The organism is Chelativorans sp. ZYF759, from assembly GCF_012911015.1.
In the GTDB taxonomy this organism is placed as follows: domain Bacteria; phylum Pseudomonadota; class Alphaproteobacteria; order Rhizobiales; family Rhizobiaceae; genus ZYF759.
In genome coordinates this window covers 1-24,285 of sequence record NZ_WVVV01000010.1, presented here as the reverse complement: position 1 = coordinate 24,285, position 24,285 = coordinate 1, and the positions used below count along the sequence as shown (strand labels likewise).

Genomic DNA, 24,285 nt, shown 5'->3' with positions numbered 1-24,285 from the left:
GAGATCGCTATGCAACGAAACTAACCAAGTTTTGTTGCATTGCAATACGTCACCCTAGGGGAGGCCGGTTAAGAAGCCGTGTCCTGGTTTATTGCGCTGGCTGCCGCCAAGTGCCAGACACGCCTCATGGAATCGCTCCACTCGCCCATCAGAGCCGCCCTGTGGATGGGCGCTTCGATTGCCTGTTTCATCGTGATGTCCGTTGCGGGTCGTGTCGCGACGGCCGAGCTGGACGTCTTCCAGGTGATGCTGATTCGCTCGGTGATCGGCTTCTTCATGCTGCTGCCGCTGGTGCATCTGGCCGGTGGCCTGCGCGCCATGGGCACGGCGCGTCCCTGGCAGCATATCGGCCGCAACGCGGCGCATTTCGCGGGCCAGTTCGCCTGGCTGCTGGCGCTCGGCATGATCCCCCTCGCCCAGCTCGTCGCGATCGAGTTCACGCAACCTTTCTGGACCGCGCTTCTGGCCCTGCTGGTGCTCGGCGAACGCATGACGTGGCGCAAGGTGTGCGCGCTGCTTTTCGGCATCGCCGGCGTGCTGGTGATCGTGCGACCCGGATCCGGCCCGATCGAACCCGGCCACCTGGTCATGCTGGCGGGCGCCGTCTTCTTCGGCGTGTCGGTCGTGATGGTGAAACTGCTCACCCGCAGCGACAGCGTGGTGAAGATCATCTTCTGGATGCTGGTGATCCAGACCGCCATCGGCATCGTGCCCGGGCTCTGGGTCTGGCAGCCGGTGCCGGTCGAGATCTGGCCGGCGCTGCTGGTGGTCGCCTTCACCGGCACGTTTTCGCACTATTGCATGGCCCGTGCGCTGGTCCACGCCGAGGCGACGGTGGTCGTGCCGATGGATTTCCTGCGGGTGCCGCTGATGGCGCTGGTCGGCTGGGCCATCTATGCCGAACAGCTGGACATCTATACCGGCACGGGGGCGCTGCTGATCCTGCTCGGCAATCTCTTCACGATCCGCTTCCGCCGGCGCAAGGCACTGCCGGCCGAAGCGCCCTAGGAAGGGCTAGCCCTCATAGCCTTCGACGATGATCATCTCGGCTTCGGCGACCGTCTGGCGGATCGCTTTCGCGGCCTGGTATTCGGGCGAGTTGTAGCAGTCCCTTGCGGCCTGCAAGGAAGGAAACTCGATCACCACGTTGCGGCCGCGGCCTTTGCCTTCCAGGGCTTCGTAGGCACCGCCGCGAGCGAGGAACTTCGCCCCGTAGCGTTCGAAAGCCGGCTTCGCGCCCGCGACATAGTCCTTGTAGCGGTCGGCGTCGCGCACATCGACATGTGCTATCCAGTAGCCCTTGGGCATCTCTACCTCCCTGCAGCCTCGTAGACGGAATCGATTTCGCGAATGATGGCCTCGGCGGCCGCGCGCGGGTCCGGCGCGGCGATAACGGGCCGGGCGACCACCAGATGGCTGGCGCCGTTCTTGACCGCATCGGCCGGCGTGACGACCCGTTTCTGGTCGCCATGATCGGCGCCCGCGGGACGTATGCCCGGTGTCACGACGGCCATTGACGATCCCACGATCATGCGCACGGCGCTGGCTTCCGGCGCCGCGCAGACGATGCCGCCAATGCCAGCCTCACGGGCCTGCTCGGCGCGCCGGACCACCAGCTTCTGGGGATCCGTCTCGGCATAGCCCGCTTCCTTCAGATCCGCGCCATCCATGGAGGTGAGGACGGTGACGCCGAGCACGCAAAGGCCGGAGCCGCCAGCCGCGCGCGCGGCCGCGCGCATCGCCTTCGGATAGGCATGCACGGTCAGCATCCGCGCGCCGAGACGGGCGACGCTCTCCACGCCTTCCGCCACGGTGTTGTCGATGTCGAGCAGCTTGAGGTCGAGAAAGACGTCAGTTCCCTGGGCCGCCAGATCCCGCGCGAGCTCCAGCCCGCCCGCATAGGCCAGCCGATAGCCGATCTTGTAGAAATCGACCACGCCCTCCAGTGCGCGGATCGTCTTTTCGGCTTCCGCGACGCTCGGCAGATCCAGCCCGACGATGAGACGCGCGCGGGTCAATATTCGGTCCTCGTCGACAGAAGCCGCGCGCGTTCGATGAGTGTCATGCAGACCTTGTCCATCATTTTCTGTGCCCGTTCGTCCTTGAGATTGCCCTGATCGTCGAAGGCGTCGCCCGCCCGCGCAACGGAGCATTGCGGCGTAATGACCTCCACCTGGCAATTCATCAAGACGGCCCGGAGGTGATACAGGCCTCTTATCCCCGCGAAATTGCCGTCGGAGGAGGAGCAAAGGCCTGCGACCTTGCCTGCAAACGGCGCCAGGGTGTTGCCATTGGCATCGCGTCGGATGCGGCTGACCCAGTCGATCGTGTTCTTCAGGAGCGGGGGAATCGACGCATTATATTCCGGGCTCGCGATCAGGAGACCGTCCTGGGCGGCGATCATGGCACCGAGCTTCTGGGCACTTTCCGGGACGCCCTGCTCCTTCTCCAGGTCCTGATCCATGATGGGCAGGGGATAGTCCGCCAGCGAGATGCGGGTCACCTCCGCACCTTGGAGCGCGAGCGTCTTTTGGGCGACATCCGCCGTCTGGCCGCTGAAGGCGCCCGAGCGTATCGAGCCCGCAAAGACCAGTATCCTCGGCGTCATGGCATGCCCTCGGCTGCGTCAGCTCACCTTCGCGCGCCGATAGACCCACAGATGCGCCGGCGGAACGTTGCGCAGCACGAAGCCGTGTCGTTCGACGGTGTAATTGCCCTTGCCGGGCGGCACGGGGGAGCGCGGTCCATAGGTGATCTGCATGATGGGACGGCCAACCGGAATACGGTTCAGCAAGTCTTCCACGTACGCGATGCGCTGGGGAACCGGGAAATTCAGGAGCGGTACGGCCGACACGATGGAATCGAAGATCGTGTCCTTCTTGTCGCCGAGCGTATCGTCGAGATTGAAGGCGTCACCCTGGATGACGTTGACCTGCGGATATTCCTTCCTCAGATGCTCGACGAAGTCTTCGGCATACTCGATTGCCCAAAGGGATTCGGGTTGAACGCCGCGATCGAGAATGGCCTTGGTGATGACGCCGGTGCCAGGACCGAGTTCGAGGACGGGAAGATCCGAGGCGGTGTCGACGAGCGACGCCATTTCGCGGGCGGTCGTGGCGCTCGTAGGCACGATCGAACCGACAGCCCGGGGCTTGTCCAGCCAGCCCTTGAAGAACCGTACGGTCTCCGACCAATTGCCAGACGGCTTGTTTCCAGCGTGGCTGTTCATTCGTTCTCCCCTTGGGTCAGCTCCATCCAACATAGGGGATGTCGCGGGCGATGTTTAGGGCGAGCCGTTTCGATATTCGTGGAAATCGGACTCGGGGAGAGGAGAGTGCGGGGCGAGGATGACAGCACCGTGACGGGAATGACGGCTCAGGTCTCCTCGGTTTCGCCACTCACCTGGCGATTGAACTCCGAGAAGAACTGACCCGACAGCTTCTTTGAGGTCGACGCGATCAAACGGCTGCCGAGTTGCGCGATCTTGCCCCCGACATCCGCCGTGGCTGTATAGGCAAGTATGGTTGTCTCCGGCCCGTCCTCCGACAGAGTGACGTCCGCGCCCCCCTTGGCAAAACCAGCGACGCCGCCCTTGCCCTCACCGATGATCGTGTAGGAGTGCGGGGGGTTGAGATTTTCCAGGCGTACCTCGCCATTGAACTTCGCCTTGATCGGGCCGATCTTCAGCGTCACAACCGCCTCGAGTTCCGTTTCGGAGGTCTTCTCGAGGCTTTCGCATCCAGGGATACACGCTTTCAGTATCTCCGGGTCGTTCAGCGCTTCCCATACCGTCTGCAGAGGCGCCTCGATCCTCTCCTCGCCCTCGATCACCATTGCCATGCGACGATTCCTCCTGGTCAACCTGCGCAGACCTAGCCCAGCCTTGGGTGGCTGTCCACGCGGCTGATCCGTCGGGCGTTTGTCTGTCCGCCAAATTGTGCCATATGATCGGCTGGTTTGCAGGAGGCGCTATTGGGCAAGGGCAGCACGAAGAAACTCAGATCGCAGGAGTGGTTCGACAATCCGGACGATCCGGGAATGACGGCGCTCTATCTCGAACGCTATCTGAATTTCGGGATCACGCGGGAAGAACTCCAGTCCGGCAAGCCGATCATCGGCATTGCGCAGACCGGTTCCGACCTGTCCCCTTGCAACCGCCACCACATCGAGCTGGCCAAGCGCGTGCGCGAAGGCATCGTGGCGGCCGGCGGCATTGCCTTCGAGTTCGGCTGTCATCCCATACAGGAGACGGGCAAGCGCCCGACGGCCTCGCTCGACCGCAACCTTGCCTATCTCAGCCTGGTCGAGGTGCTTTACGGCTATCCACTCGACGGCGTCGTCCTGACCATCGGCTGCGACAAGACCACCCCTGCGCTGCTGATGGCGGCCGCCACCGTGGACATTCCCGCCATCGCGCTCTCGGTGGGGCCGATGCTCAATGGCTGGCACCGCGGCGAACGCACCGGTTCCGGCACCATCGTCTGGAAGGCGCGCGAATTGCTGGCTGAGGGCGAGATCGACTATGATGGGTTCATGGAGCTGGTGGCCTCGTCTGCCCCGTCCGTCGGCTATTGCAACACGATGGGCACGGCCACGACCATGAACAGCCTTGCCGAGGCGCTCGGCATGCAGTTGCCGGGCTCGGCGGCCATACCGGCACCCTATCGGGAGCGCGGCCAGATGGCCTACGCCACGGGGCGCCGCGCCGTCGAGATGGTGCACGAGGATCTGAAGCCGACCGACATCATGACGCGGGCGGCTTTCGAAAACGCCATCGTGGTCAACTCCGCCATCGGCGGGTCGACCAATGCGCCCATCCACCTCAACGCGATCGCGCGTCATCTCGGCGTACCGCTGGACAATGACGACTGGCAGTCGGTCGGCCACCACGTGCCGCTGCTGGTCAACCTGCAGCCGGCCGGCGAATATCTGGGCGAGGATTATCACCGGGCAGGCGGCGTGCCCGCGGTGATCGGGGAACTGATGAAGGCGAACCTGCTGCCGCATCCCGACGTCGTCACGGCAAACGGGAAGACCATGCGCGAGAACTGCGCAGCGGCGGAGAACATCAATCCCGACGTGATCCGCCCGGTCGCCAGCCCGATGCGCGAACATGCCGGCTTCATCAACCTGCGTGGCAATCTGTTCGATTCCGCGATCATGAAGACAAGCGTCATCTCTCCGGAATTTCGCGACCGCTATCTGTCCAATCCCGACGATCCGGACGCGTTCGAAGGCCGCGCGATCGTGTTCGAGGGACCGGAGGATTACCACGCCCGGATCGAGGATCCCGCCCTCGGGATCGACGAGAACTGCATGCTCGTCATCCGGGGAACGGGGCCCGTCGGATATCCGGGCGCCGCCGAGGTCGTGAACATGCAACCACCGGCCTATCTCCTGAAGAAGGGCATCCATGCCCTGCCCTGTATCGGCGACGGACGCCAATCCGGGACGTCGGGTTCGCCTTCGATCCTGAATGCCTCGCCGGAGGCCGCCGTCGGAGGCGGTCTGGCACTGCTGGAGACAGGCGACAGGATCCGCATCGACCTGAAGAAGGGCAGCGCCGACATACTCATCTCCGACGATGAGCTGGCGGCACGGCAGCAGAAGCTGCAGGAAGCCGGCGGCTTTGCCTATCCCGAGCACCAGACGCCCTGGCAGGAAATCCAGCGTGGCATCGTCGATCAGCTCGACAAGGGCATGGTTCTGAAACCCGCTATCAAATACCGGCAGATCGCCCGCGAGAAGGGCGTTCCGCGCAACAATCACTGAGGCTTCAAGGCCGCCGAAAGCGCTCCCGCGCGGCCTCGACGCGGGGGCGGCAGAAGCAACCGTCAAGATGGTCGTTGACGAGCCCCATGGCCTGCATGAAGGCATAGACGGTCGTCGGCCCCACGAAGCTCCAGCCGCGCTTCTTGAGATCCTTGGATATTCGCGTGGAGACCTCGGTCGTCGGATTGGCGCGCAGATGGGCGATGTCGATACTGCAAGGCCTGTCCTGCGGCTTGGGCTCGAACGACCAGAAATAGCGGGCCAGCGTGCCATGCTCCTCCGCCAGTTCGACGGCGCGACGCGCGTTGTTGTAGACGGAGGCGATCTTGCCGCGATGACGGATGATGCCGGGATTGGTCAGATGCCGTTCGATGTCGGCCTCACCGCGATCCGCCAGATGCACGAAATCGAAGCCGGAAAAGGCGTCGCGGAAGTTCTCCCGTTTCCGCAGAATGGTGAGCCAGGAAAGTCCGGCCTGAAACCCTTCGAGACACAGCTTTTCGAAGAGCCGCCTGTCCTCGCCGACGGGGTGACCCCATTCCTCGTCGTGATAGGCTTGGTAGTCGGGCAGCCCCCCATGCCAGGCGCAGCGCAGAAGCCCGTCTTCGCCCTCGATAAGGCCGTCCTGCCTGGGTTCTTCTGCCAATGCTCGTTCTCCGCCGCCGATTAAGCTGCGCTTTACCAGATTCCTGAACCGGCCGGTAACCACACCAAAACCTTTCCTGACAAATTCGAATTTGAACGATTGCGATTCATCATTCGGTGGGGAAGCCCGCACGAGGATAGCGGCTTGCGAGGCGGGCAGTCCGTCTTTCGAGAAGGAGGGGTCTCATGAGACTTCGATTGTTATCGCTTTCCACGCTGCTGCTGGCGGCGCTGTCGCTGATCCCGGCTGCCGCGAACGAGCGCTATGCCGAGCGTCCGCCGCTGGTGGTCAGCCCGGACCTGTCCTCGCCCTGGGTGCTGCAGCTTCAGCGGAGTCCTGCAGGCGTTCGGCAGCCCGGGCCTGCGGTTCATCGCAATCTGCCCGGCGCCCGGGTCGTCGTTGCACCGCCGCCGCCCGTCCGCGTCAGGGCAGAGCCGGTCAATCGTGCGCCGGCGCAGCCGCAACCCGAACCGGTGCAGACCGCGGCCGCGACAGCTGGCGCCGCGCGCCAGGCCGCCCCGTCGCTCGACCCGCGCTTTCTGCCGCAGGTGGTCGAGTATGGCGGTCCACACAAGCCCGGCACGATCGTCGTCGATACGACGCAGCACTTCCTGTTCCTCGTGCTGGAAGGCGGGCAGGCCCGCCGTTATGGCGTCGGCACGGGCAAGCCCGGGTTCGAGTGGGCGGGGCGCCACCGCGTGACCATGAAACGCGAATGGCCCGATTGGAGACCCCCTCAGTCCATGATCGAGCGCGAGCGCCGCAACGGACGCATCTTGCCGGCACACATGGCGGGCGGGCCCGAAAACCCGCTGGGTGCGCGGGCTCTCTACCTCGGCTCGACGCTCTACCGCATCCACGGCACGAACCAGCCCTGGTCGATCGGTCGGGCCGTTTCCTCCGGTTGCATCCGCATGCGAAACGAGGACGTGATCGACCTTTACGAACGCGTGCCGGTGGGTGCGGAGGTCATCGTCATCTGATCCGAAACAGTCCCGGCGCGAATCATCCGCGCCGGGGCTCGCGCGATTTGTATCGGCGGCGCGAGGCAGGGTGATTGTCAAACGCCGATGCAGCTTGATATATTTCAGTAGGTAGGATCCGGCCTGCCGGCCTCCGGGGGTCCTATGGACATTTTATTCTCCGCCTTTTTCACCTTGGCGCTTGTCGTCATCATGTTCTCGCTCGGCCTGAGCCTGCGCGTCGGGGATTTCGCGCGAATCTTCCGCTTCCCGAAGGCATTCGCCGTCGGGCTGGCGGCGCAGCTGATCCTCATTCCAACCACGGCTTACATCGTGGGGCGTGTTTCGGGCCTGTCGCCGCCGCTGGCGCTGGGCCTCATGATCCTGTCATTCTGTCCGGGCGGCCCGACTTCCAACATGATGACAAAACTTGCCCATGGCGACGTGGCGTTGTCGATCTCGCTGACCGGGGTCACCAGCCTGGTCACGGTGTTCACGCTCCCGATCCTGCTCAAATTGTTCGCCGATCAGCTCCTCGGCGTATCGGCTGCCGCGATCGACGTGGCGGGGCTGGGTGTGAGGCTGTTCGTCTCGATGACGATTCCCGTCATGGCAGGCATCGCGCTGCGTCACTATGCCGAACCGCTGGCAAGCCGCATCGAGAAGCATGCATTTCGCGGTGCCCTCGGATTCTTCATCATCGTGGTCGTCGGCGCGCTCGCCGTGAACTGGGGAACGTTCATCGCCAATCTCGGCAGGCTGGGACCAAGCGTCGTCGGCCTCAACATACTCCTGCTGGTGCTCGGCTTCGGCATCGCCAAGCTCTTTGCCCTCAATGACGCGCAGGCCACGGCCATCGCCATCGAGACCGGAATCCAGAACGCGGCGCTGGGCATCACGGTGGGTTCGCTTATCGTCGAGCGCACCATGGAGCTGCCACCCTTCAGCCTGCCCTCCGGCGTCTACGGAATCACGATGTATTTCGTGAGCCTGCCCTTCGTCTATTGGCTCAGATCGCGGATGCTGCGGGGCTCACACATCTGACATTGCGTGGACGGTGGGGTGGTCTGCGGCAGGAACGCCAGCCGGCCTCACGCCCCCGAACGCCCAATCGAGCAGCTGTACGGTGTGGACGATGGGGAGCGCGGTCGCCGCACCGATCTGGGTCATGCAGCCGATATTGCCGGTGGCAATGAGATCGGGCCGGGTGGCCTCGATATTCTTGACTTTGCGGGACCGCAGGCGCGCGGAAATCTCGGGCTGCAGGATGTTGTATGTACCGGCCGAGCCGCAGCAGAGATGGCCTTCTCGCGGTTCGACCACGGCGAACCCCGCGCGCTTCAGAAGTTCCTTTGGCGCCGCCACGATCTTCTGGCCATGCTGCATCGAGCAGGCGGAGTGGTATGCGACGGTGAGGGAAGGCGCCAGGGTCGGCGCGGGCAGGTCGAGGCCAGCGAGATACTCGGTCACGTCCTTGGCCAGCGCCGATACGCGCGCGGCCTTTTCGGCATAGGCCGGATCGAGCCTCAGCATATGGCCGTAGTCCTTGATGGTCGTCCCGCAACCCGATGCCGTGATGATGATCGCGTCGAGCGGACCGGCTTCCGCGACGCGGATCCAGACATCGACATTGTTGCGGGCCGCCGCCAGCGACGCGTCTTCTTTGCCCATGTGGTGTACCAGCGCGCCACAGCACCCTTCCCCTTCGGGCACCACGATCTCGATGCCGAGGCGGGTGAGCAACGCGATGGTTGCCTCGTTGATGGTCGGATCGAGCACGGATTGCGCACAGCCCGTGAGCAGCGCCACCCTGCCGCGCTTCTGGCCATGCGGACTGTGCACGGCCGGGCTGGACGCGGGCGACGGGGGCGGCACGCGGGCGGGAGCCAGATCCAGCATGGCGGAGAACGGCCTCAGCGCGGGTACGGCCCGCAGCAAAGCGGCGAAGGGTCGGCCGAGCCGGGCCAGCTTCAGGGCTGCCCGGAACCGGCCCGGATAGGGAAGGACCGCCGCCAGCACCCCGCGGGTCATCCGGTCGAGCAGCGGCCGTCGATAGGTGTTCTCGATGTGCACCCGCGCATGATCCACGAGGTGCATGTAGTTCACGCCCGACGGGCAGGTCGTCATGCACGAGAGGCAGGAGAGGCAGCGGTCGATATGGGTGACGACGGTATCGTCCGCCGGCCGGTCGTTCTCCAGCATGTCCTTGATGAGGTAGATGCGCCCGCGCGGGGAATCCAGTTCGTTGCCGAGCGTCACATAGGTTGGACAGGTCGCTGTGCAGAAGCCGCAATGCACGCATTTGCGCAGGATCGCCTCCGAATGGGCGACATCTGGATCTTCGAGCTGGGCCGGCGTGAAACTGGTTTGCATGAACTATTCGATCATTGCTCCTAGAGCATCCAACTTTGCGGGTTCTTGATCGGCTCGCCGCGGCTGACGGCCTGCAATCCGATCACGACACGCACGATGACCCAGATGGCCAGCGCAAACATCAGGACCACGCCGATGGCCACGATCGTCAGGATGGCGGAGACGATGGCGCCCAGGAGACCGATCCAGAATGTGCGGATTGCCCAGGTGTAGTGGGTTTCGATCCAGCCCCCCGCTCTGCCTCGGTTCATGTAGGCCATCACGAGGCCGACGATCGCCGTGATGCCAACGACGAAACCGACTAGATACAGGATGTAGATGGCCTGCACATTGGCAGGACCCGGATCGAACCAGCCCGCCTTTTGGGGTGTCGGTGCGTTGTACTGCTCGCTCATCTGTCCCTCCTGAGTTCGCGATATCTTCTGTCAGCCCTGCATGCGGCCCGGATTGAGCACGCCTTTCGGATCGAACTGTTCCTTCAGGCGGGCGGACAACGCCGCCAGCGCCGGAGGCTGCGGTTGAAACACCGGCACCGCGGCCCGGACCGAAGGCGCGGCCCGCACCAGGGTGGCGTGGCCGCCGCCATTTGCGGCAACCAGCCCGCGCAGCAGTTCGGCGCCAGGCTCGACGTCCATCTGGATCCAGATAAGCCCGCCCTGCCAGTCGTAGAACACATCGGCGGCCGTGCGCATCCGCAGCGCCATGACCATGGCATGACCTTGCGACGGTGTCATCGACACCCGCCAGAGCGGCTTGCCATGAGCGGTGGAAAAAGGTCTGCAATCACGGATTTCGCGCCACAGAAGACGTGACGTCTCGGGTGGAAGCGTGTCGATCTCGCCCTGGCTCGCCAGTAGGTGCTTCAGGCTGTCAACGCGGTAATCCACCGATGGGCCGAACCCCTCGATTCTGAACAACGTCGAGGCCATGCCCTTCAACGCGCCGTCGATCACCTTCCCGGTGACGGTTTCGGGCAGGTGCGCCGCACCGGATACTTCCGCGCTCGAGCCCATCGCGGCGGCCATGGCGAAGGCTGCCTGTTCGTCGGTCAGGCCACGCACGGCGACCGAGGTCTCGGTCTCGGCCGCCGGCAGCACCTTGAAGGTCACGTCGGTGGCCACCGCCAAGGTCCCCCAGGAGCCGGCAAGCCCCTTGGAGAGATCATAGCCGGTGACGTTCTTCACCACGCGCCCGCCCGATTTGAAGGCCTCACCGCGACCCGAGACCGCATGAATGCCGAGCACATGGTCGCGCGCCGCACCCGTCTTGATGCGGCGGGGGCCGGACAGGTTACTCATCAGCGCACCGCCGATCGTACCGCGCCCGGCCTCGCCGCCAAGCAGCGGGCCATAATCCATGGGCTCAAAAGCCAGTTCCTGGCGATTGTCCGACAGCAGCGCCTCGATCTCGGCCAGCGGCGTGCCGGCACGGGCCGACAGCACCAGCTCTTCCGGCTCGTAAAGCGTGATCCCCGTCAACTGCGACAGGTCGATGACGTGCTCGGTCTGCGCCGGGCGACCGATCCCGCGCTTTGAGCCGTGGCCAAGGATTTCGAGCGGCGCTTCCTCCGAGACGGCCCAGGCGACGGTGTCGAGCACTTCGGTTGCTGAGGTGGGGGTGAAGGTGGTCATGCGGGCCGGGTCTTACGCGGTTTCGCCAAAGGGAGTGTCATCGAGCGGACTCCGACATTGTTAGGAACGTCCTTCCTCGTGGCGACAGCCGGTACCCGACCTTGAGGCTCTCCGTGAGGCCAATTTCCTTCAGCTTGCGGATGTCGCGCTTCAGTTTCAACTTTTCCACGTCAAGCAGCTTTGCCAGTTCGACCGCCGGCGTGGCGGGCTTTCCAGCGATCGATTGCAGGACGCGGCGGTGATAGCCGTCAGAGCCGTTGGCCTTGTCCCAGCGCGCAAGTTTCTTGGTCAGTGCAGATGTCTCTTCGGCACCCAGGACGGCATCCTCCCGCAAGGCCACTCGGGTGTCCTGCGCGAGGCCGTCGATGGCGATGCGGAACAGCCGACGGTCTTCGCCTTCGCGAAGGTCGCGCCAAAGGCCTGCCAGCGAATCGAAGCCGGCCTGCCGCGCGTCATCCTCGCTTACCGCCGTCTCTTCCACTTGACGAACCTCTCCGATGCGCACTTCGCCGAGGGCGGTACGCAACCGCGTGCCCGGCCGGATCTGTTGCCGCTTCCAACGCCGAAAAGCGAGGGTTACGTCTCCGTGCGCTATCCCTTCCAGAATGCGTTGATTGAACAGCATTCCTCTCAAAACCTTGGAATGTCGGGAAACGGCATCTTGCCGCGGTGGATATGCATACGGCCAAGTTCCGCGCAGCGATGGAGCTGCGGGAAGACCTTGCCGGGGTTGAGCAGGTGCTCCGGGTCGAAGGCGCATTTGACGCGGATCTGCTGGTTCAGGTCTGCCTCTGTAAACATCTCCGGCATCAGGTCGCGCTTTTCCACGCCGACACCATGTTCGCCGGTCAGGACGCCGCCCACGGCCACACACAGCTTCAGGATATCAGCGCCGAAATCCTCCGCGCGCTCGAGCTCGCCGGGCTGGTTGGCGTCGTAGAGGATGAGCGGGTGCAGGTTGCCGTCGCCGGCATGAAAGACATTGGCGACCCGGAGCCCGTATTTCTCCGACATCTCGCGCATGCCGGCCAGCACCTTGGGCAGTTCCTTGCGCGGGATGGTGCCGTCCATGCAGTAATAGTCGGGCGAAATGCGACCCACGGCCGGGAAGGCAGCCTTGCGCCCCGCCCAGAAGGCGGCACGCTCGGTGTCGGAATTCGAGACGCGGCTGGTGGTGGCTCCGTTCTTCGCTGCAATCTCTTCAACACGTGAGAGCAGATGGTCGACTTCGGCCTGTGGCCCGTCCAGTTCGACGATCAGCAGCGCCTCCACGTCCAGCGGATAGCCCGCATGGACAAAATCTTCCGCGGCGTGGATGGCCGGACGATCCATCATCTCCATGCCGCCAGGGATGATGCCTACGCCGATGATGTCGGCCACGCACTGGCCCGCCTCCTCGCTGGACGGAAAACCGACCAGCATGGCGCGCGCGGTCTCCGGCGCCTGCAGGATGCGCACCGTCACTTCGGTGACGACGCCGAGCAGGCCCTCCGATCCGGTCATCAGGCCAAGCAGGTCATATCCCTCCGCATCGAGATGCTTGCCGCCGAGCCGCACCACCTCGCCATCCATAAGCACCATCTCGATGCCGAGCACGTTGTTGGCCGTCAGCCCGTATTTGAGGCAGTGCACGCCACCGGAATTCTCTGCCACGTTGCCGCCGATCGAACAGGCGATCTGCGACGATGGGTCGGGGGCATAATAGAAGCCCTCCTCCTCGACCGCCTTGGTGATGCCGAGATTGGTAACGCCCGGCTGGGCGACGACCGCGCGGTTGGCGTAGTCGATGTCGAGAATGCGGTTGAAGCGACTCATCACGAGCAGAACCGCATCTTCGAGCGGCAGCGCGCCACCCGACAACGAGGTGCCCGAACCGCGCGGCACGACGCGGATATTGCGGTCCGAGCAATATTTGAGGATGCGCGAGACCTGCGCCGTCGTCTCCGGCAACACCACGACCAGCGGCAATTGCCGATAGGCGGTCAGGCCGTCGCTCTCGAAGGCGCGCATGGAATTGACGGCGTCGACGACACCTTCCCCAGGCACGATGACGCGCATGTCGGCGACGATCTCTTCACGCCGCGCCAGTGTCGCCTGGTCGGGTTTCGGCATTGCCGGGCCTGACATGATCGACCTCCTCCGTATTCACCCGGAATTGCTTTCGTGCTTCCGCTTGTGCCCTTATAAAAGAGCCTTCGACCGCTGTGAAACGCCAAAACGACCAATTATCCATGCCCAAGCGGGGCTGAACAGGACCGGAAGTGCACGATAACATCATTTCGAAACCCCGCGTCGGTCTGTTTGTCACCTGTCTGGTTGATCTGTTCCGCCCTACGGTCGGGTTCGCGGCCATCCGTCTCATCGAGCAGGCCGGCTGTACGGTGGATGTGCCCGTTGCCCAGACCTGCTGCGGCCAGCCAGCCTACAATTCCGGCGACCGGAAGGATGCCCGCGCCATCGCCGAAAACACCATCGCAGCCTTCGAGGATTACGATTATGTGGTGGCCCCATCGGGCTCCTGCGCCAGCATGCTGAAAAAGCACTATCCCGGTCTCTTCAGGGATGATGCGAAATGGACGGCCCGGGCCGAGGCCTTCGCCGCCAAGGTGCACGAACTCGTCTCCTTCCTCTCCGACGAGAGGGGCATGGTTGCGGTTCACGCCCGGCTCGATGCCCGCGCGACCTACCACGATTCCTGCTCGGGCCTGCGGGAGCTGGGCATTCGCGCCCAGCCGCGCGCGCTTCTGTCGAGCGTCGACGGGCTCGCCCTGAGCGAATTGCCGGATGCCGATGCCTGCTGCGGCTTCGGCGGGACCTTCTGCGTCAAATATTCGGAGATCTCGAACGCCATCGTGGAAAAGAAGGTCCGCAATGTCGAGGCGACGGGCGCCGAGCTTCTTCTCGCGGGTGATCTCGGCTGCCTCATGAACATGGCGGGCAAGCTGAAGCGGGACGGCTCGAAGGTCGAGACGAGGCATGTGGCGGAAGTGCTGGCCGGCATGACCGATACCCCGCCAATAGGAGGCAGCGGCTGACCATGCAAATCGGCTCGCCCGCCTTCAAACAGAATGCCCACGATGCGCTCGGCGATGTCCAGCTGCAGAAGGCGCTCGGCAACGTGCGCCGCGGCTTCATCGACAAACGCAAGAAGGCGACAGACCGTCTGCCGGAATTCGACGCCTTGCGCGACGAGGCCAAGCGGATCAAGGACCACACGCTCTCCCATCTCGATTTCTATCTGGAGGCTTACGAGCGCAAGGTCACGGCGTCCGGCGGCCGCGTGCACTGGGCGGAAACGGCGGAGGACGCACGCAACATCGTGCTGGACATCTGCCAGGCGGCAAGAGCCCGCAGCGTCACCAAGGGCAAGTCCATGATCACGGAGGAGATCGCGCTCAACGATTTCCTGGCCGAGAACGGAATCCGACCGGTCGAGACCGATCTCGGCGAGTACATCATCCAGCTGCGTGGCGAGCACCCGAGCCACATCATCGCGCCTGCCGTCCATCTCAATAAGGAGCAGGTGGAGATGGACTTCCGCCGGGTGCACGATCATCTTCCCGTTGCGCGGGACCTTTCCGAACCGGAGGCGCTTCTCAACGAAGCGCGCATGGTGCTGCGCAAGGAATATGTGACGGCGGATGTGGGCATAACCGGCGCAAATTTTCTGGTTGCCGAGACAGGTTCGTCGATCATCGTCACCAATGAAGGCAATGGCGACCTGACGCAGGCGCTGCCGAAGGTTCATGTGGTCGTGGCGTCCATCGAGAAAGTCGTGCCCACGCTGGAGGATGCCAGCCAGATCCTGCGCGTGCTGGCACGTTCCGCCACCGGCCAGGAGACGAGCGTCTATACCACGGTCTCGACGGGTCCCCGCCGCAAGGGAGATCCCGACGGGCCGGAGGAATATCACGTCATCCTGCTCGATAACGGCCGGTCCTCGATGCTGGGCACCGAGTTCCAGGACATGCTGCGCTGCATCCGGTGCGGTGCCTGCATGAACCACTGTCCGGTCTATCATGCGGTCGGCGGACACGCCTATGGATGGGTCTATCCCGGTCCCATGGGCGCGGTGTTGACCCCTTCGCTCATCGGCGTCGACAAGGCCGGACACCTGCCCAACGCCTCGACCTTCTGCGGGCGTTGCGAGGAAGTATGTCCGATGCGGATCCCGCTGCCGAGGATGATGCGAAACTGGCGAGAGCGCGAGTTCGAGCGCCGCCTCAACCCGGCGGCACAGCGTTTCGGGCTCCGCTTCTGGGCCTTTTTCGCCAGGCGCCCCCGCCTCTACAAGCTGGGTGCGGGGCTGGTCATCCCGTTCCTGGCCGCGCTGGGCGGCCGAAAGCGGCGCCTTGGCTGGCTGCCGCTGGCCGGCGGCTGGACGCGCCACCGCGAAATGCCGGCGCCCGAAAGCCGCACCTTCATGCAGCAATGGCGTGACCGCGAGACGCTCAAGCAGGATGCGGGACGATGAGCGGTCGCGACGCCATTCTGGGAAGGGTCCGCCGCGCGCTTGGCGCCGACAGCGACGACGCAATGCGTCTTCAAGCCGTCGAGAAGAGGCTTGCCCGCCCCCCGAAAGGGGTCATCCCGGCGCGCGGTCAGGGCAGCGCAGCAGAAAAACTGCATCTCTTCTGCACCGAAGCGGAGGCGGTGCATGCCACGCTCGTGAAGGTAAGGGGACCCGAGGGCGTACCGGCAGCGGTGGCTGCCTATCTGCGGGCCAAGAACCTGCCGGCCGAGCTGCGCATGGGCTCCGACCGCCGTCTGAAAGCCATGCCCTGGCAACGACAGAGGTCGCTGACGGTTCGATATGGCGCCTCCGACGGGGACGATCTGACCGGCGTCAGCCATGCCTTTGCTGGCATCGCGGAAACGGGAAGCGTGGTTCTGCATTCCGGGGCGGACAACCCGACCACCGTGAACTTCCTGCCGGAACACCATATCGTGGTGATCGAGGCCAAGGATATCGTGGGCGACCTGGAGACGGCGCTGGGTCGGGTCCGTCGCAAGTTCGGGCGCGGAGAAATGCCGCGAACGGTCAACATGATCACCGGGCCGTCACGATCGGCCGACATCGAGCAGAGGCTGCTCCTGGGAGCCCATGGCCCGCGATCGCTGCATCTGATCGTGGTGGAGGGCTGAATGTCGGTGCCAGGCATCCATTTCGCGGACGCTGCGGCGCCGGACGGCATGCGGCTTTATGCGATCGGCGACGTGCACGGGCGCGCGGATCTTCTCAAGCGTATCCACGAACGCATCGATGCGGAACTGCTGCGCGACCGCCCGTCTGATTGGCGGGTCGTCCATCTCGGCGACTATGTCGACCGCGGTTCCGACAGCAAAGGCGTCATCGACTTCCTGCTGGAGCGCATTGCCGACGACGCTCGGCATGTCGCGCTGATGGGAAACCACGACGAGCGGTTCGCCTTTTTCCTGAAAGACATTTCGGAGTGGGCGAACTTCATCAATTTCGGCGGCCGCGAAAACGCCCTGTCATATGGCGTCGATCTCGGTGCCTATGCCGACGCGGCTCAGGCCCATGCCGCCTTGCGATCGGCGATACCGGAAAGCCATTTGGAATTTCTGGATACGCTGCCCTATTCGTCGGCATATGGGGACTTCTTCCTGTGCCATGCCGGAATCCGCCCCGGCATAGCGCTCGAAGCGCAAAGCCCCGACGACCTCGTATGGATACGCAAGGAGTTCCATCGGCACGAGGCGCTGCATCCGAAGGTGATCGTCCATGGGCATACACCCGTCGGCGCGCCGGACATTCTGCCCAACCGCGTCAATCTGGACACGCTTGCCTATGAGAGCGGAATACTGACTTCGATGGTATTCGAAGGGAAAGAAAAGCGGCTCATCCAGACGGAGCCGCTATGAGCGCTCAGCGCGTGGTAGCGGATACGCCGTAGCCGTCGATGACCAGATGCTCGCCTGCCGCGTCGGCGGAATAGATGCCAGCTCCCCACAGCACGATGCCGGAAAGCATGAACAAGGAAAGGAAGGCTGCTCGAACGGGGGTCATTTCGATCTCGTTAAAATTTGGTCTACCATTGTCACCGACCGGTTACCATTTGGTTGCCGGTTGTCACTTGCTTGCCGGTTCAACGTGCCCGGCACAGGCTGGTTCCGATGGTTGGGCTTTGGAAAGCGCCCCGCAGCCGGACAAACCCGACCCGAAGCGTCGCGGTATCTATGTTGCCGGCGCCCGAAACACCAGCCGTTGCACGGGTCGCGAGCGCGATTGAGAAGTCGAGTGGCAGAATTGCAACGCCCTTGAGGAAGAGTTCCGCACCATGCCACTTTGCAACAGGGTCGACCCGTTCGGCATGCTGAGCACCACGCCGGCGCGAGGGTTGTTCACGGGCAATCGCGGGATCATCCACGATCCCGATACCCGCACCCTCTTGCAACGGCGCTGGACGACCAGGGCGTGGATCATCTGCAATCTGCACTGGAAGGGCAGACGGCGCGATGTCTGGGGCAGGAACGGCCCTGGTGGTGGCACGGGGTGGACCGAACTGTTCTTCCTGGACGAGGTGACCGCGCTCGCGGCGGGGCACCGGCCGTGCTTTGCCTGTCGACGTGAGGCCGCAAAGGCGTTCGTGGCGGACTGCCGGATCGGTGTTGACGAGCCGCAACTGCGACTGCCGGATCTGGACAGAAAGCTGCATGGCGAAAGGCTCGTTTCGGGCGGGCAGGGTCCGGTCGTGAAGCCTGGAGATGTCGTCTCGCTGCCCGACGGGGCAATGATTGCAGTTGGCAGCCACCCCTTCGCCGTGCGCGGCGGCAGGCTCCTGCGATGGTCCCATGAGGGCTATTTGCGCCGCGTGGACGTATCGGACGTGGAACCGTCGGACATCCGCCTTCTGACGCCGGTCTCGACGCTTGCGGCTCTTCGCAGCGGCTATCGGCCGGTCTGGCACGAGACGGCTCGGGCTTGACCGGGAGCCTCTCCTCGCGCATGTGCCCCGCATGCGCGCCAACTACAAGATGCAGCGGCTTTTCGTTGAGGGCGATCTCGCAAGTGGCGGGACGATCAGCCTTGGTCGCGAACAGGCTCATTATCTCGGCACCGTCCTGCGCATGCGCGAGGGTGCAGACGTGCTGCTCTTCAACGGCCGCCACGGCGAGTGGCTGGCCCGGATCGCTGTGCTGGAGAAGAAGACGGTTTCTCTCGACATCGTCGAGCAGACATGTCCCCAGCCCTCCCCGCCCGATCTCGTCTATGCCTTCGCGCCGATCAAGGCCGGTCGGCTCGACTATCTGGTGCAGAAGGCTGTCGAGATGGGCGCCGGCGTGCTGCAGCCCGTGCAGACTCACCATACCCAACTCTCGAAGATCGGGCGCGAAAGGCTGGAGGCGAACGCGCTGGAGGCCGCCGAGCAATGTGGCATCCTGGCCGTCCCGCCGGTCCGGGAGATGGTGAAGTTCGACCGCTTGCTGGCCGACTGGGATCCCGACCGCAGTCTGATCTTCTGCGACGAGGCGAGTGGCACGAACAATCCGCTGCCGATCCTCAAGACCATCGGGAAGCGCAAGCTCGGCCTGATCGTCGGGCCGGAAGGCGGTTTCTCCGACGAAGAGCGCCGCCAGTTGCACGCATTGCCCTACGTCACGGCCATCCCGCTCGGACCCCGCATCCTGCGCGCCGACACCGCGGCGGTCGCCGCGCTGGCACTTATCCAGGCTACCATCGGCGACTGGTAGGCTTCCTGGCCCTTCCCGTTCAGCAAGGCTTGATGATGTGTCACAATTTTTCGCTTGATCGCGCGCTGCGCTTTCGTCCATCAAGCGCGCTCCCAGGCTTTCGCCGGCCGCTTCGAGAGGTTTCCTGATGGCGCGCGATACCACCGACTCCCGGGCGATCGACAGCCAGGACGAACTGGTCGAATACATGGCCGAAGGCTGCAAGCCGCGCGATCAATGGCGGATCGGCACCGAGCACGAGAAATTCCCTTTCTATGTCGACGGCAACAGCCCTGTCCCCTATGGCGGCGACAGGGGCATCAAGGCGCTGCTCGAGGGCATGCAGAAAACGCTCGGCTGGGATCCGATCATCGATGCCGGCCATGTCATCGGCCTGGTCGAACCTACCGGGCAGGGTGCCATCAGCCTGGAGCCCGGCGGCCAGTTCGAACTGTCGGGCGCGCCGGTCGAGACGCTTCACCAGACCTGCCGCGAGGGCAACGCCCATCTGGCGCAGCTTCGCCAGATCGCCGAGCCGCTCGGCATCCGCTTCCTCGGGCTTGGCGGCAGCCCGAAATGGACGCTGGCCGAAACACCGCGAATGCCGAAATCGCGCTATGACATCATGACCGCCTACATGCCCAAGGTCGGCACGCAGGGCCTCGACATGATGTATCGCACCTGCACGATCCAGGTGAATCTCGACTTCGAGTCGGAAGCCGACATGCGCCGCAAGATGCAGGTGTCGATGAAGCTGCAGCCGCTGTCGACCGCGCTGTTTGCCAATTCGCCCTTTACGGAAGGCCGTCCGAACGGGCTGCAGTCCTGGCGCGGCGATATCTGGCGCGACACCGACAACCAGCGATCGGGCCTGTTGCCCTTCGTCTTTTCGCCCGGTTTCGGCTTTTCCGACTATGTCGAATGGGCGCTCGACGTGCCGATGTATTTCCTCATCCGCGATGGCCGCTATTTCGATTGCACCCACGTCACCTTCCGCCAGTTCATGGCCGGCGCGCTGAAGGACACGGTGCCCGACGGCACGCCCACTATGGGAGACTGGGCAAACCATCTGTCGACAATGTTCCCGGATGTCAGGCTGAAGCGGTTTCTCGAAATGCGCGGGGCGGATGGCGGTCCGTGGCGGCGTATCTGCGCGCTGCCGGCATTCTGGGTAGGGCTTCTCTATGACGACGAGGCGCTCGGCCAGGCCGAGGAACTGACCCGCGACTGGTCGGTCGAGGAGGTCGAGGCCATGCGCAACGCGGTACCGGTCGAAGGGCTCGACACGGCCTTTCGCAACCGCCGGCTCAATGAGATTGCGCGGGAGGTGCTGGAGATATCCCGTCTCGGACTTACCAATCGCAACCGCGTCAACAACGAGGGCGTCGACGAGACCGGCTTTCTTGCGCCGCTCGAAGAGGCGGTCGCGCGCGGGACGACCAGCGCCCAGGAGATGGTGCGCGCTTTCCACACGCGCTGGGGCGGCTCCATCGAGCCCGTCTTCCTCGAATACGCCTATTGATCATGGCGCGTCGGCGCGCAGCCGGCGGTTCAGCCGATCACCGCGGCGATCACGCGTTCCTGATCCTCGGCCTGAAGGTAGGCGTGCATCGGGAGGCTGACAACGCGCTCGGCCAGATCGTCGCTGACGGCAAGCCCGGCCGGGTCGATCGGACAGTCCTGATAGGCCTTCTGCCTGTGCAGGGAGAGTGGATAGTACACGACGGTCGGAATCCCGGCAGCCGTGGCGCGGGCCTGAAGTGCATCGCGTTCTTCGCGCGACCGTGTCTTGATGGTGTATTGCGCCCAGACGCTCGTCAGCCCATCGGGGATGTGTGGCGTCTCGAAGCGGTTCGACAACGCATTGGTGTAGCGTAACGCCACCTCCTGCCGCTTCTCGATCTCATCGGCGTAGACCGCCAGCTTTTCGATCAGGATCGCCGCCTGAAGCGTGTCGAGGCGGCTGTTGATGCCGACACGATCGTAGAGGTAGCGGTGCGTCCCCTTGCCGTGGTTGCGCAACGAATCGATGAGTTCGGCCAATTCGTCGCTTTCGGTGAAGACCGCGCCACCATCGCCGTAACAGCCGAGCGGCTTGGCCGGAAAGAAGGATGTGGTTGCGATGTCGCCGATCGAGCCAGTGATACGGCCGTTATAGCTGGCGCCGAACCCTTGCGCGCTGTCACTGATCACGCTCATGCGATTCTCGCGGGCAATGGCGGTGAGTTCGTCATAATCGGCCGGCAGGCCGAAAAGATCGACGGGGATCACGCAGGCCGGGTTGAGGCCCGTGTCGCGCGCGGCGCCGATGGCGCGTTTGAGGCTCTCGGAATCCATGTTGAAGGTGTCGGAGCGGACATCCACGAGAACCGGCGTCGCCCCGACAAGCGCTACCACTTCCGCGGTGGCAGCAAAGGTGAAAGTGGGGACAAAGACGGCATCTCCCTGCTTCACGCCGAGCGCCATCAGGGCCAGCTGCAACGAATCCGTCCCGTTGGCGCAGCCCAGCGCATGGCGCGCGCCACAGAAGGCGGCCAGTTGCTTTTCCAGCTTCCCCACTTCGGGGCCCATGACGTATTGCCCGCCATCGAGAACACGGGCAATGGCCTGGTCGAGAGCGGGCCGAAGGCGCGCCTGCTGGGCGCCGAGATCGATGAAAGGAAGGGTCATTAAAATCATCCGCTGCTGGGGATGCTCTCGCGGGCGTGCGCCTGCGAGGCCGGCCGGTGGAATACAACAAGCATCAGGTCAAGGCAACGCGGGCCGTCGGCCGCGTTCGATTGACAGGCGCGGCGGCAGCGACGAATAACTCTCAGCCATGAGCGGGTCGCACATCTTCCTCACCGGAGCCACCGGATTTGTTGGCCGCCATCTCGTGGCCCGGCTGCTGGAGGACGGCTTCTCTCTTACACTGGCCATACGTGACCGGCGAACCTGCCCCCAGCGTTTGTGGTCCGACCCGCGCCTGACGCTTCTCACGACCGGTCCGATCGAGAATGCGAGCGGGCTGGAGAAGCTTGTCTCGGGTCACCGCTCGGTGGTTCACGCGGCCGGGCTCGCCCATCTCGCACCAGGCAAGGGAACGGAAGCGGAAACCGCCTTCATGCGCGCGAATGCAGCCGCGACCGCGCATCTCGCTCGTGCGGCGCGCAATGCCGGCATTGCGAACTTCATCCACATCAGCAGCCTTGCCGCGGTCACGCCAAATGCGGCTGGGGTAGTCGTCGACGACGCGACGTCGGGATGGCGCCCCGACACGGCCTATGGGCGCTCGAAACTGGAAGCCGAGCAAGCACTGGCGGCCGAACGGGGCGGCATGGTGGCCATATCGCTGCGTCCGCCGCTGATCATCGGTGCCGATGCGCCCGGGAACTGGCGTGCGCTGCAGCGCCTGGCTGCCAGTGGCGCGCCTCTGCCGTTTCGCAGTGTCGACAACAGGCGGTCGCTGATCAGTGTCCAGGCATTGGCCGCCCGGGTCAGCGAGCTCTGCAACCGCGAATGGCCGATCGAGACTGCGGGCAATTACTGTGTTGCGGAAGATATGCCCGCCTCTCTGAGAGATATCGTGACCGAACTTCGCGCCGGCATGCAGATGGGCCCGAGACTGCTTCCGTGTCCCCCATCCCTGATACGCATGGTTTTTGGGGCGATCGGCGGCGGTCGCCGCGCGGATGGACTGCTGGGCAATCTCGTGGTGGACGACACACGGTATCTGCAGACATTCGGTTTCGATGGCAGCACGGAAGACCTGCGCGCGAGCATTCGTCTCTCCGGCGCCGGATTCATCCGTCAAAGGGCCGCCTCCCCAGATGGGTCGCATTCATGAAGCGGGGTCTGGACCTCTTCCTGGCGGTTGTGGGATTGCCCTTGGCCGCACCCGTCGTGCTGATCTGCATGCTGGCCATTCGCCTCACATCCCCGGGACCTATGATCCTGCGCCAGACCCGCATTGGCCGGGACGAAGAGCCCTTCACCTGTCTCAAGCTGAGGACGATGCATGTCGAGACACGCGTCGCTCCGAGTCACGAGACACCCGCCTCTGCAGTGACGCCAATCGGCAGATGGCTACGACGGCTGAAACTCGATGAGCTTCCCCAATTGTGGAACATCATAAGGGGCGAGATGAGCTTCGTGGGACCCAGGCCGTGCCTGCCCTCACAGGTGGAACTCATTCAGGCGCGGCGGGAACGGGGTCTCTATGCACTTCGGCCCGGCATAACCGGCGTCGCCCAAGTCGCCGGCATCGACATGTCCGATCCCAAACGTCTGGCGGAGGCTGATGCCGCCTATCTCGAGCGCGTTTCGATACTGGAGGATCTGCGGCTTATTCTGGCCACGCTGATCGGCGCTGGACGCGGTGACCGCGTGCGCCACTAGGGACGCCGCGCTTCAATGGTTGGCGTTACACCTGGGCCGGTGGTGGCGAAGTCGGCGTGACGCCCTCGCCCGCCGGTCGGCTGGTTTCACCAAGCCTTTTGTCGATGGTGATGATGCCATCGGTCGGTTTTGCCGAAACCTCGTCCCCCTGCCTTTCGCGAACCCACCGGCGGAATTCGGGGACAACATGTTCGAGAAGCCGCATGGCACGCTCGGTTTGTTCGGCGGCGGCGTGCTCCTCGATCTTGCGGAACGTCTCCGACAACAGCTTGCGGTCGGCGAAGCGCGGCGCGGCCAGCATATAGCCCTCTTCGGTCTGGCCATTGCGCGCCTCGCTCGGATCGAACAGTTCCTCGACCAGCTTTTCGCCCGGACGCAGCCCGGAATAGACGATGTCGATGTCGATGCCCGGACGGAATCCGGCGAGCTGGACCATCCGGGCGGCGAGGTCGGCGATGCGCACCGGCTTGCCCATGTCCAGGACCATGATCTTGCCGCGTTCCGACTCCTTGCTCTCCGCATGCGCACAGGCGTGAAGCACGAGACTGACGGCTTCGGGAATGGTCATGAAGAAACGCATGACGTTGGGATGCGTGACGGTGACCGGGCCGCCCGCCTCGATCTGTTTCTGGAAACGCGGGACGACCGAGCCGTTGGATCCCAGCACGTTCCCGAACCGGACGGTTTTGAACCGGGTCTTCGTCGAAAGGACGTCGAGCGCCTGGCAGTAGCTTTCGGCCGCGCGCTTGGAGGCACCCATCACATTGGTCGGATTCACCACCTTGTCGGTCGAGATCATGATGAAGCTGCTGACCTCATTGGCCAAGGA

Annotated in this window: 27 protein-coding genes; 13 read left to right on the top strand and 14 right to left on the bottom strand. The window is 64.1% G+C overall.

Features of this window, described 5'->3' with window-relative positions; all coding sequences use genetic code 11:
• Positions 1-126: 126 nt before the first annotated feature.
• The gene (locus GRZ55_RS16080; RefSeq protein WP_246734821.1) at positions 127-1,008 is read left to right on the top strand and encodes a DMT family transporter; all 882 of its coding nucleotides are present in this window, start codon (positions 127-129) and stop codon (positions 1,006-1,008) included.
• Between the two features lie 6 nt (positions 1,009-1,014).
• On the opposite strand, the gene GRZ55_RS16075 is transcribed toward GRZ55_RS16080, so the two are convergent.
• The 5 genes from GRZ55_RS16075 to GRZ55_RS16055 form a co-directional block, all read right to left on the bottom strand.
• Positions 1,015-1,308, bottom strand: coding sequence for a DUF1330 domain-containing protein (locus tag GRZ55_RS16075; RefSeq protein ID WP_169287974.1), 294 nt, complete (start codon positions 1,306-1,308; stop codon positions 1,015-1,017).
• 2 nt (positions 1,309-1,310) lie between these two features.
• The gene (gene pyrF, locus GRZ55_RS16070) at positions 1,311-2,021 is read right to left on the bottom strand and encodes an orotidine-5'-phosphate decarboxylase (RefSeq protein ID WP_169288063.1); all 711 of its coding nucleotides are present in this window, start codon (positions 2,019-2,021) and stop codon (positions 1,311-1,313) included.
• Positions 2,015-2,608 carry an NADPH-dependent FMN reductase gene (locus GRZ55_RS16065; RefSeq protein WP_169287973.1) on the bottom strand — a complete coding sequence of 198 codons (594 nt, stop codon included), beginning with the start codon at positions 2,606-2,608 and terminating at the stop codon, positions 2,015-2,017. Before GRZ55_RS16065 ends, pyrF begins: the two co-directional genes overlap by 7 nt.
• A gap of 18 nt (positions 2,609-2,626) precedes the next feature.
• A complete protein-coding gene (pmtA, locus tag GRZ55_RS16060; RefSeq protein ID WP_169287972.1) occupies positions 2,627-3,229 on the bottom strand; it encodes a phospholipid N-methyltransferase PmtA in 603 nt (200 codons plus the stop codon).
• Between the two features lie 146 nt (positions 3,230-3,375).
• Positions 3,376-3,840 (bottom strand): CoxG family protein, encoded by a 465-nt coding sequence (locus GRZ55_RS16055; protein ID WP_169287971.1) that lies wholly within the window; start codon positions 3,838-3,840, stop codon positions 3,376-3,378.
• 132 nt (positions 3,841-3,972) lie between these two features.
• Here GRZ55_RS16055 and GRZ55_RS16050 point away from each other — a divergent pair, with 132 nt between their 5' ends.
• Positions 3,973-5,772 (top strand): IlvD/Edd family dehydratase, encoded by a 1,800-nt coding sequence (locus tag GRZ55_RS16050; protein WP_210257375.1) that lies wholly within the window; start codon positions 3,973-3,975, stop codon positions 5,770-5,772.
• 4 nt (positions 5,773-5,776) lie between these two features.
• On the opposite strand, the gene GRZ55_RS16045 is transcribed toward GRZ55_RS16050, so the two are convergent.
• The gene (locus GRZ55_RS16045; protein WP_169287969.1) at positions 5,777-6,418 is read right to left on the bottom strand and encodes a DNA-3-methyladenine glycosylase I; all 642 of its coding nucleotides are present in this window, start codon (positions 6,416-6,418) and stop codon (positions 5,777-5,779) included.
• Between the two features lie 185 nt (positions 6,419-6,603).
• Between GRZ55_RS16045 and GRZ55_RS16040 the strand changes: the two genes are divergently transcribed.
• Entirely contained in the window at positions 6,604-7,401 is a 798-nt protein-coding gene (locus tag GRZ55_RS16040) for a L,D-transpeptidase (protein WP_169287968.1), read from the top strand.
• A 144-nt stretch (positions 7,402-7,545) separates the two neighbouring features.
• Complete coding sequence (locus GRZ55_RS16035; RefSeq protein ID WP_169287967.1) at positions 7,546-8,424, top strand: bile acid:sodium symporter family protein; 879 nt, start codon at positions 7,546-7,548, stop codon at positions 8,422-8,424.
• Here GRZ55_RS16035 and glcF read toward each other — a convergent pair.
• The 5 genes from glcF to GRZ55_RS16010 form a co-directional block, all read right to left on the bottom strand.
• A complete protein-coding gene (glcF, locus tag GRZ55_RS16030; protein ID WP_169287966.1) occupies positions 8,413-9,753 on the bottom strand; it encodes a glycolate oxidase subunit GlcF in 1,341 nt (446 codons plus the stop codon). The genes GRZ55_RS16035 and glcF overlap by 12 nt on opposite strands.
• A 20-nt stretch (positions 9,754-9,773) precedes the next feature.
• On the bottom strand, positions 9,774-10,148 hold the full coding sequence (locus GRZ55_RS16025) for a hypothetical protein (RefSeq protein WP_169287965.1): 375 nt from the start codon (positions 10,146-10,148) through the stop codon (positions 9,774-9,776).
• Positions 10,149-10,178: 30 nt separating this feature from the next.
• Positions 10,179-11,384: an FAD-binding protein gene (locus GRZ55_RS16020; RefSeq protein ID WP_169287964.1), complete on the bottom strand. Its 1,206-nt coding sequence runs from the start codon at positions 11,382-11,384 to the stop codon at positions 10,179-10,181.
• Between the two features lie 37 nt (positions 11,385-11,421).
• Positions 11,422-11,910: a helix-turn-helix domain-containing protein gene (locus GRZ55_RS16015; protein ID WP_246734810.1), complete on the bottom strand. Its 489-nt coding sequence runs from the start codon at positions 11,908-11,910 to the stop codon at positions 11,422-11,424.
• Between the two features lie 104 nt (positions 11,911-12,014).
• A complete protein-coding gene (locus GRZ55_RS16010; protein WP_169287962.1) occupies positions 12,015-13,511 on the bottom strand; it encodes an FAD-linked oxidase C-terminal domain-containing protein in 1,497 nt (498 codons plus the stop codon).
• A gap of 134 nt (positions 13,512-13,645) precedes the next feature.
• Between GRZ55_RS16010 and GRZ55_RS16005 the strand changes: the two genes are divergently transcribed.
• From GRZ55_RS16005 to GRZ55_RS15990, 4 genes are read left to right on the top strand one after another with little or no spacing between them, the layout of a single operon-like run.
• The gene (locus tag GRZ55_RS16005) at positions 13,646-14,419 is read left to right on the top strand and encodes a (Fe-S)-binding protein (protein WP_169287961.1); all 774 of its coding nucleotides are present in this window, start codon (positions 13,646-13,648) and stop codon (positions 14,417-14,419) included.
• Positions 14,420-14,421: 2 nt separating this feature from the next.
• The gene (locus GRZ55_RS16000; RefSeq protein ID WP_169287960.1) at positions 14,422-15,858 is read left to right on the top strand and encodes a LutB/LldF family L-lactate oxidation iron-sulfur protein; all 1,437 of its coding nucleotides are present in this window, start codon (positions 14,422-14,424) and stop codon (positions 15,856-15,858) included.
• Complete coding sequence (locus GRZ55_RS15995; protein ID WP_169287959.1) at positions 15,855-16,529, top strand: lactate utilization protein; 675 nt, start codon at positions 15,855-15,857, stop codon at positions 16,527-16,529. The genes GRZ55_RS16000 and GRZ55_RS15995 overlap by 4 nt, the downstream gene beginning before the upstream one ends.
• Positions 16,530-17,270 (top strand): metallophosphoesterase, encoded by a 741-nt coding sequence (locus tag GRZ55_RS15990; RefSeq protein WP_169287958.1) that lies wholly within the window; start codon positions 16,530-16,532, stop codon positions 17,268-17,270.
• A 4-nt stretch (positions 17,271-17,274) separates the two neighbouring features.
• Here the strand turns inward: GRZ55_RS15990 and GRZ55_RS15985 are convergent, their stop codons facing one another.
• Positions 17,275-17,415: a hypothetical protein gene (locus GRZ55_RS15985; RefSeq protein ID WP_169287957.1), complete on the bottom strand. Its 141-nt coding sequence runs from the start codon at positions 17,413-17,415 to the stop codon at positions 17,275-17,277.
• A gap of 271 nt (positions 17,416-17,686) precedes the next feature.
• Between GRZ55_RS15985 and GRZ55_RS15980 the strand changes: the two genes are divergently transcribed.
• The 3 genes from GRZ55_RS15980 (at position 17,687) to GRZ55_RS15970 (ending at position 20,601) form a co-directional block, all read left to right on the top strand.
• The gene (locus GRZ55_RS15980; protein ID WP_169287956.1) at positions 17,687-18,334 is read left to right on the top strand and encodes a hypothetical protein; all 648 of its coding nucleotides are present in this window, start codon (positions 17,687-17,689) and stop codon (positions 18,332-18,334) included.
• Positions 18,335-18,365: 31 nt separating this feature from the next.
• Positions 18,366-19,100: a 16S rRNA (uracil(1498)-N(3))-methyltransferase gene (locus tag GRZ55_RS15975; RefSeq protein WP_169287955.1), complete on the top strand. Its 735-nt coding sequence runs from the start codon at positions 18,366-18,368 to the stop codon at positions 19,098-19,100.
• Between the two features lie 127 nt (positions 19,101-19,227).
• Positions 19,228-20,601 carry a glutamate--cysteine ligase gene (locus tag GRZ55_RS15970; RefSeq protein ID WP_169287954.1) on the top strand — a complete coding sequence of 458 codons (1,374 nt, stop codon included), beginning with the start codon at positions 19,228-19,230 and terminating at the stop codon, positions 20,599-20,601.
• A 29-nt stretch (positions 20,602-20,630) separates the two neighbouring features.
• On the opposite strand, the gene GRZ55_RS15965 is transcribed toward GRZ55_RS15970, so the two are convergent.
• Complete coding sequence (locus tag GRZ55_RS15965; RefSeq protein WP_210257374.1) at positions 20,631-21,749, bottom strand: DegT/DnrJ/EryC1/StrS aminotransferase family protein; 1,119 nt, start codon at positions 21,747-21,749, stop codon at positions 20,631-20,633.
• Between the two features lie 148 nt (positions 21,750-21,897).
• On the opposite strand from GRZ55_RS15965, the gene GRZ55_RS15960 reads away from it, so the two are divergent.
• Both GRZ55_RS15960 and GRZ55_RS15955 read left to right on the top strand, forming a co-directional pair.
• Complete coding sequence (locus GRZ55_RS15960) at positions 21,898-22,905, top strand: NAD-dependent epimerase/dehydratase family protein (protein WP_169287952.1); 1,008 nt, start codon at positions 21,898-21,900, stop codon at positions 22,903-22,905.
• Complete coding sequence (locus tag GRZ55_RS15955; RefSeq protein ID WP_169287951.1) at positions 22,902-23,456, top strand: sugar transferase; 555 nt, start codon at positions 22,902-22,904, stop codon at positions 23,454-23,456. Before GRZ55_RS15960 ends, GRZ55_RS15955 begins: the two co-directional genes overlap by 4 nt.
• 25 nt (positions 23,457-23,481) lie before the next feature.
• Here the strand turns inward: GRZ55_RS15955 and GRZ55_RS15950 are convergent.
• A partial coding sequence (locus tag GRZ55_RS15950; protein WP_169287950.1) for a polysaccharide biosynthesis protein occupies positions 23,482-24,285 on the bottom strand: 804 nt, incomplete at its 5' end.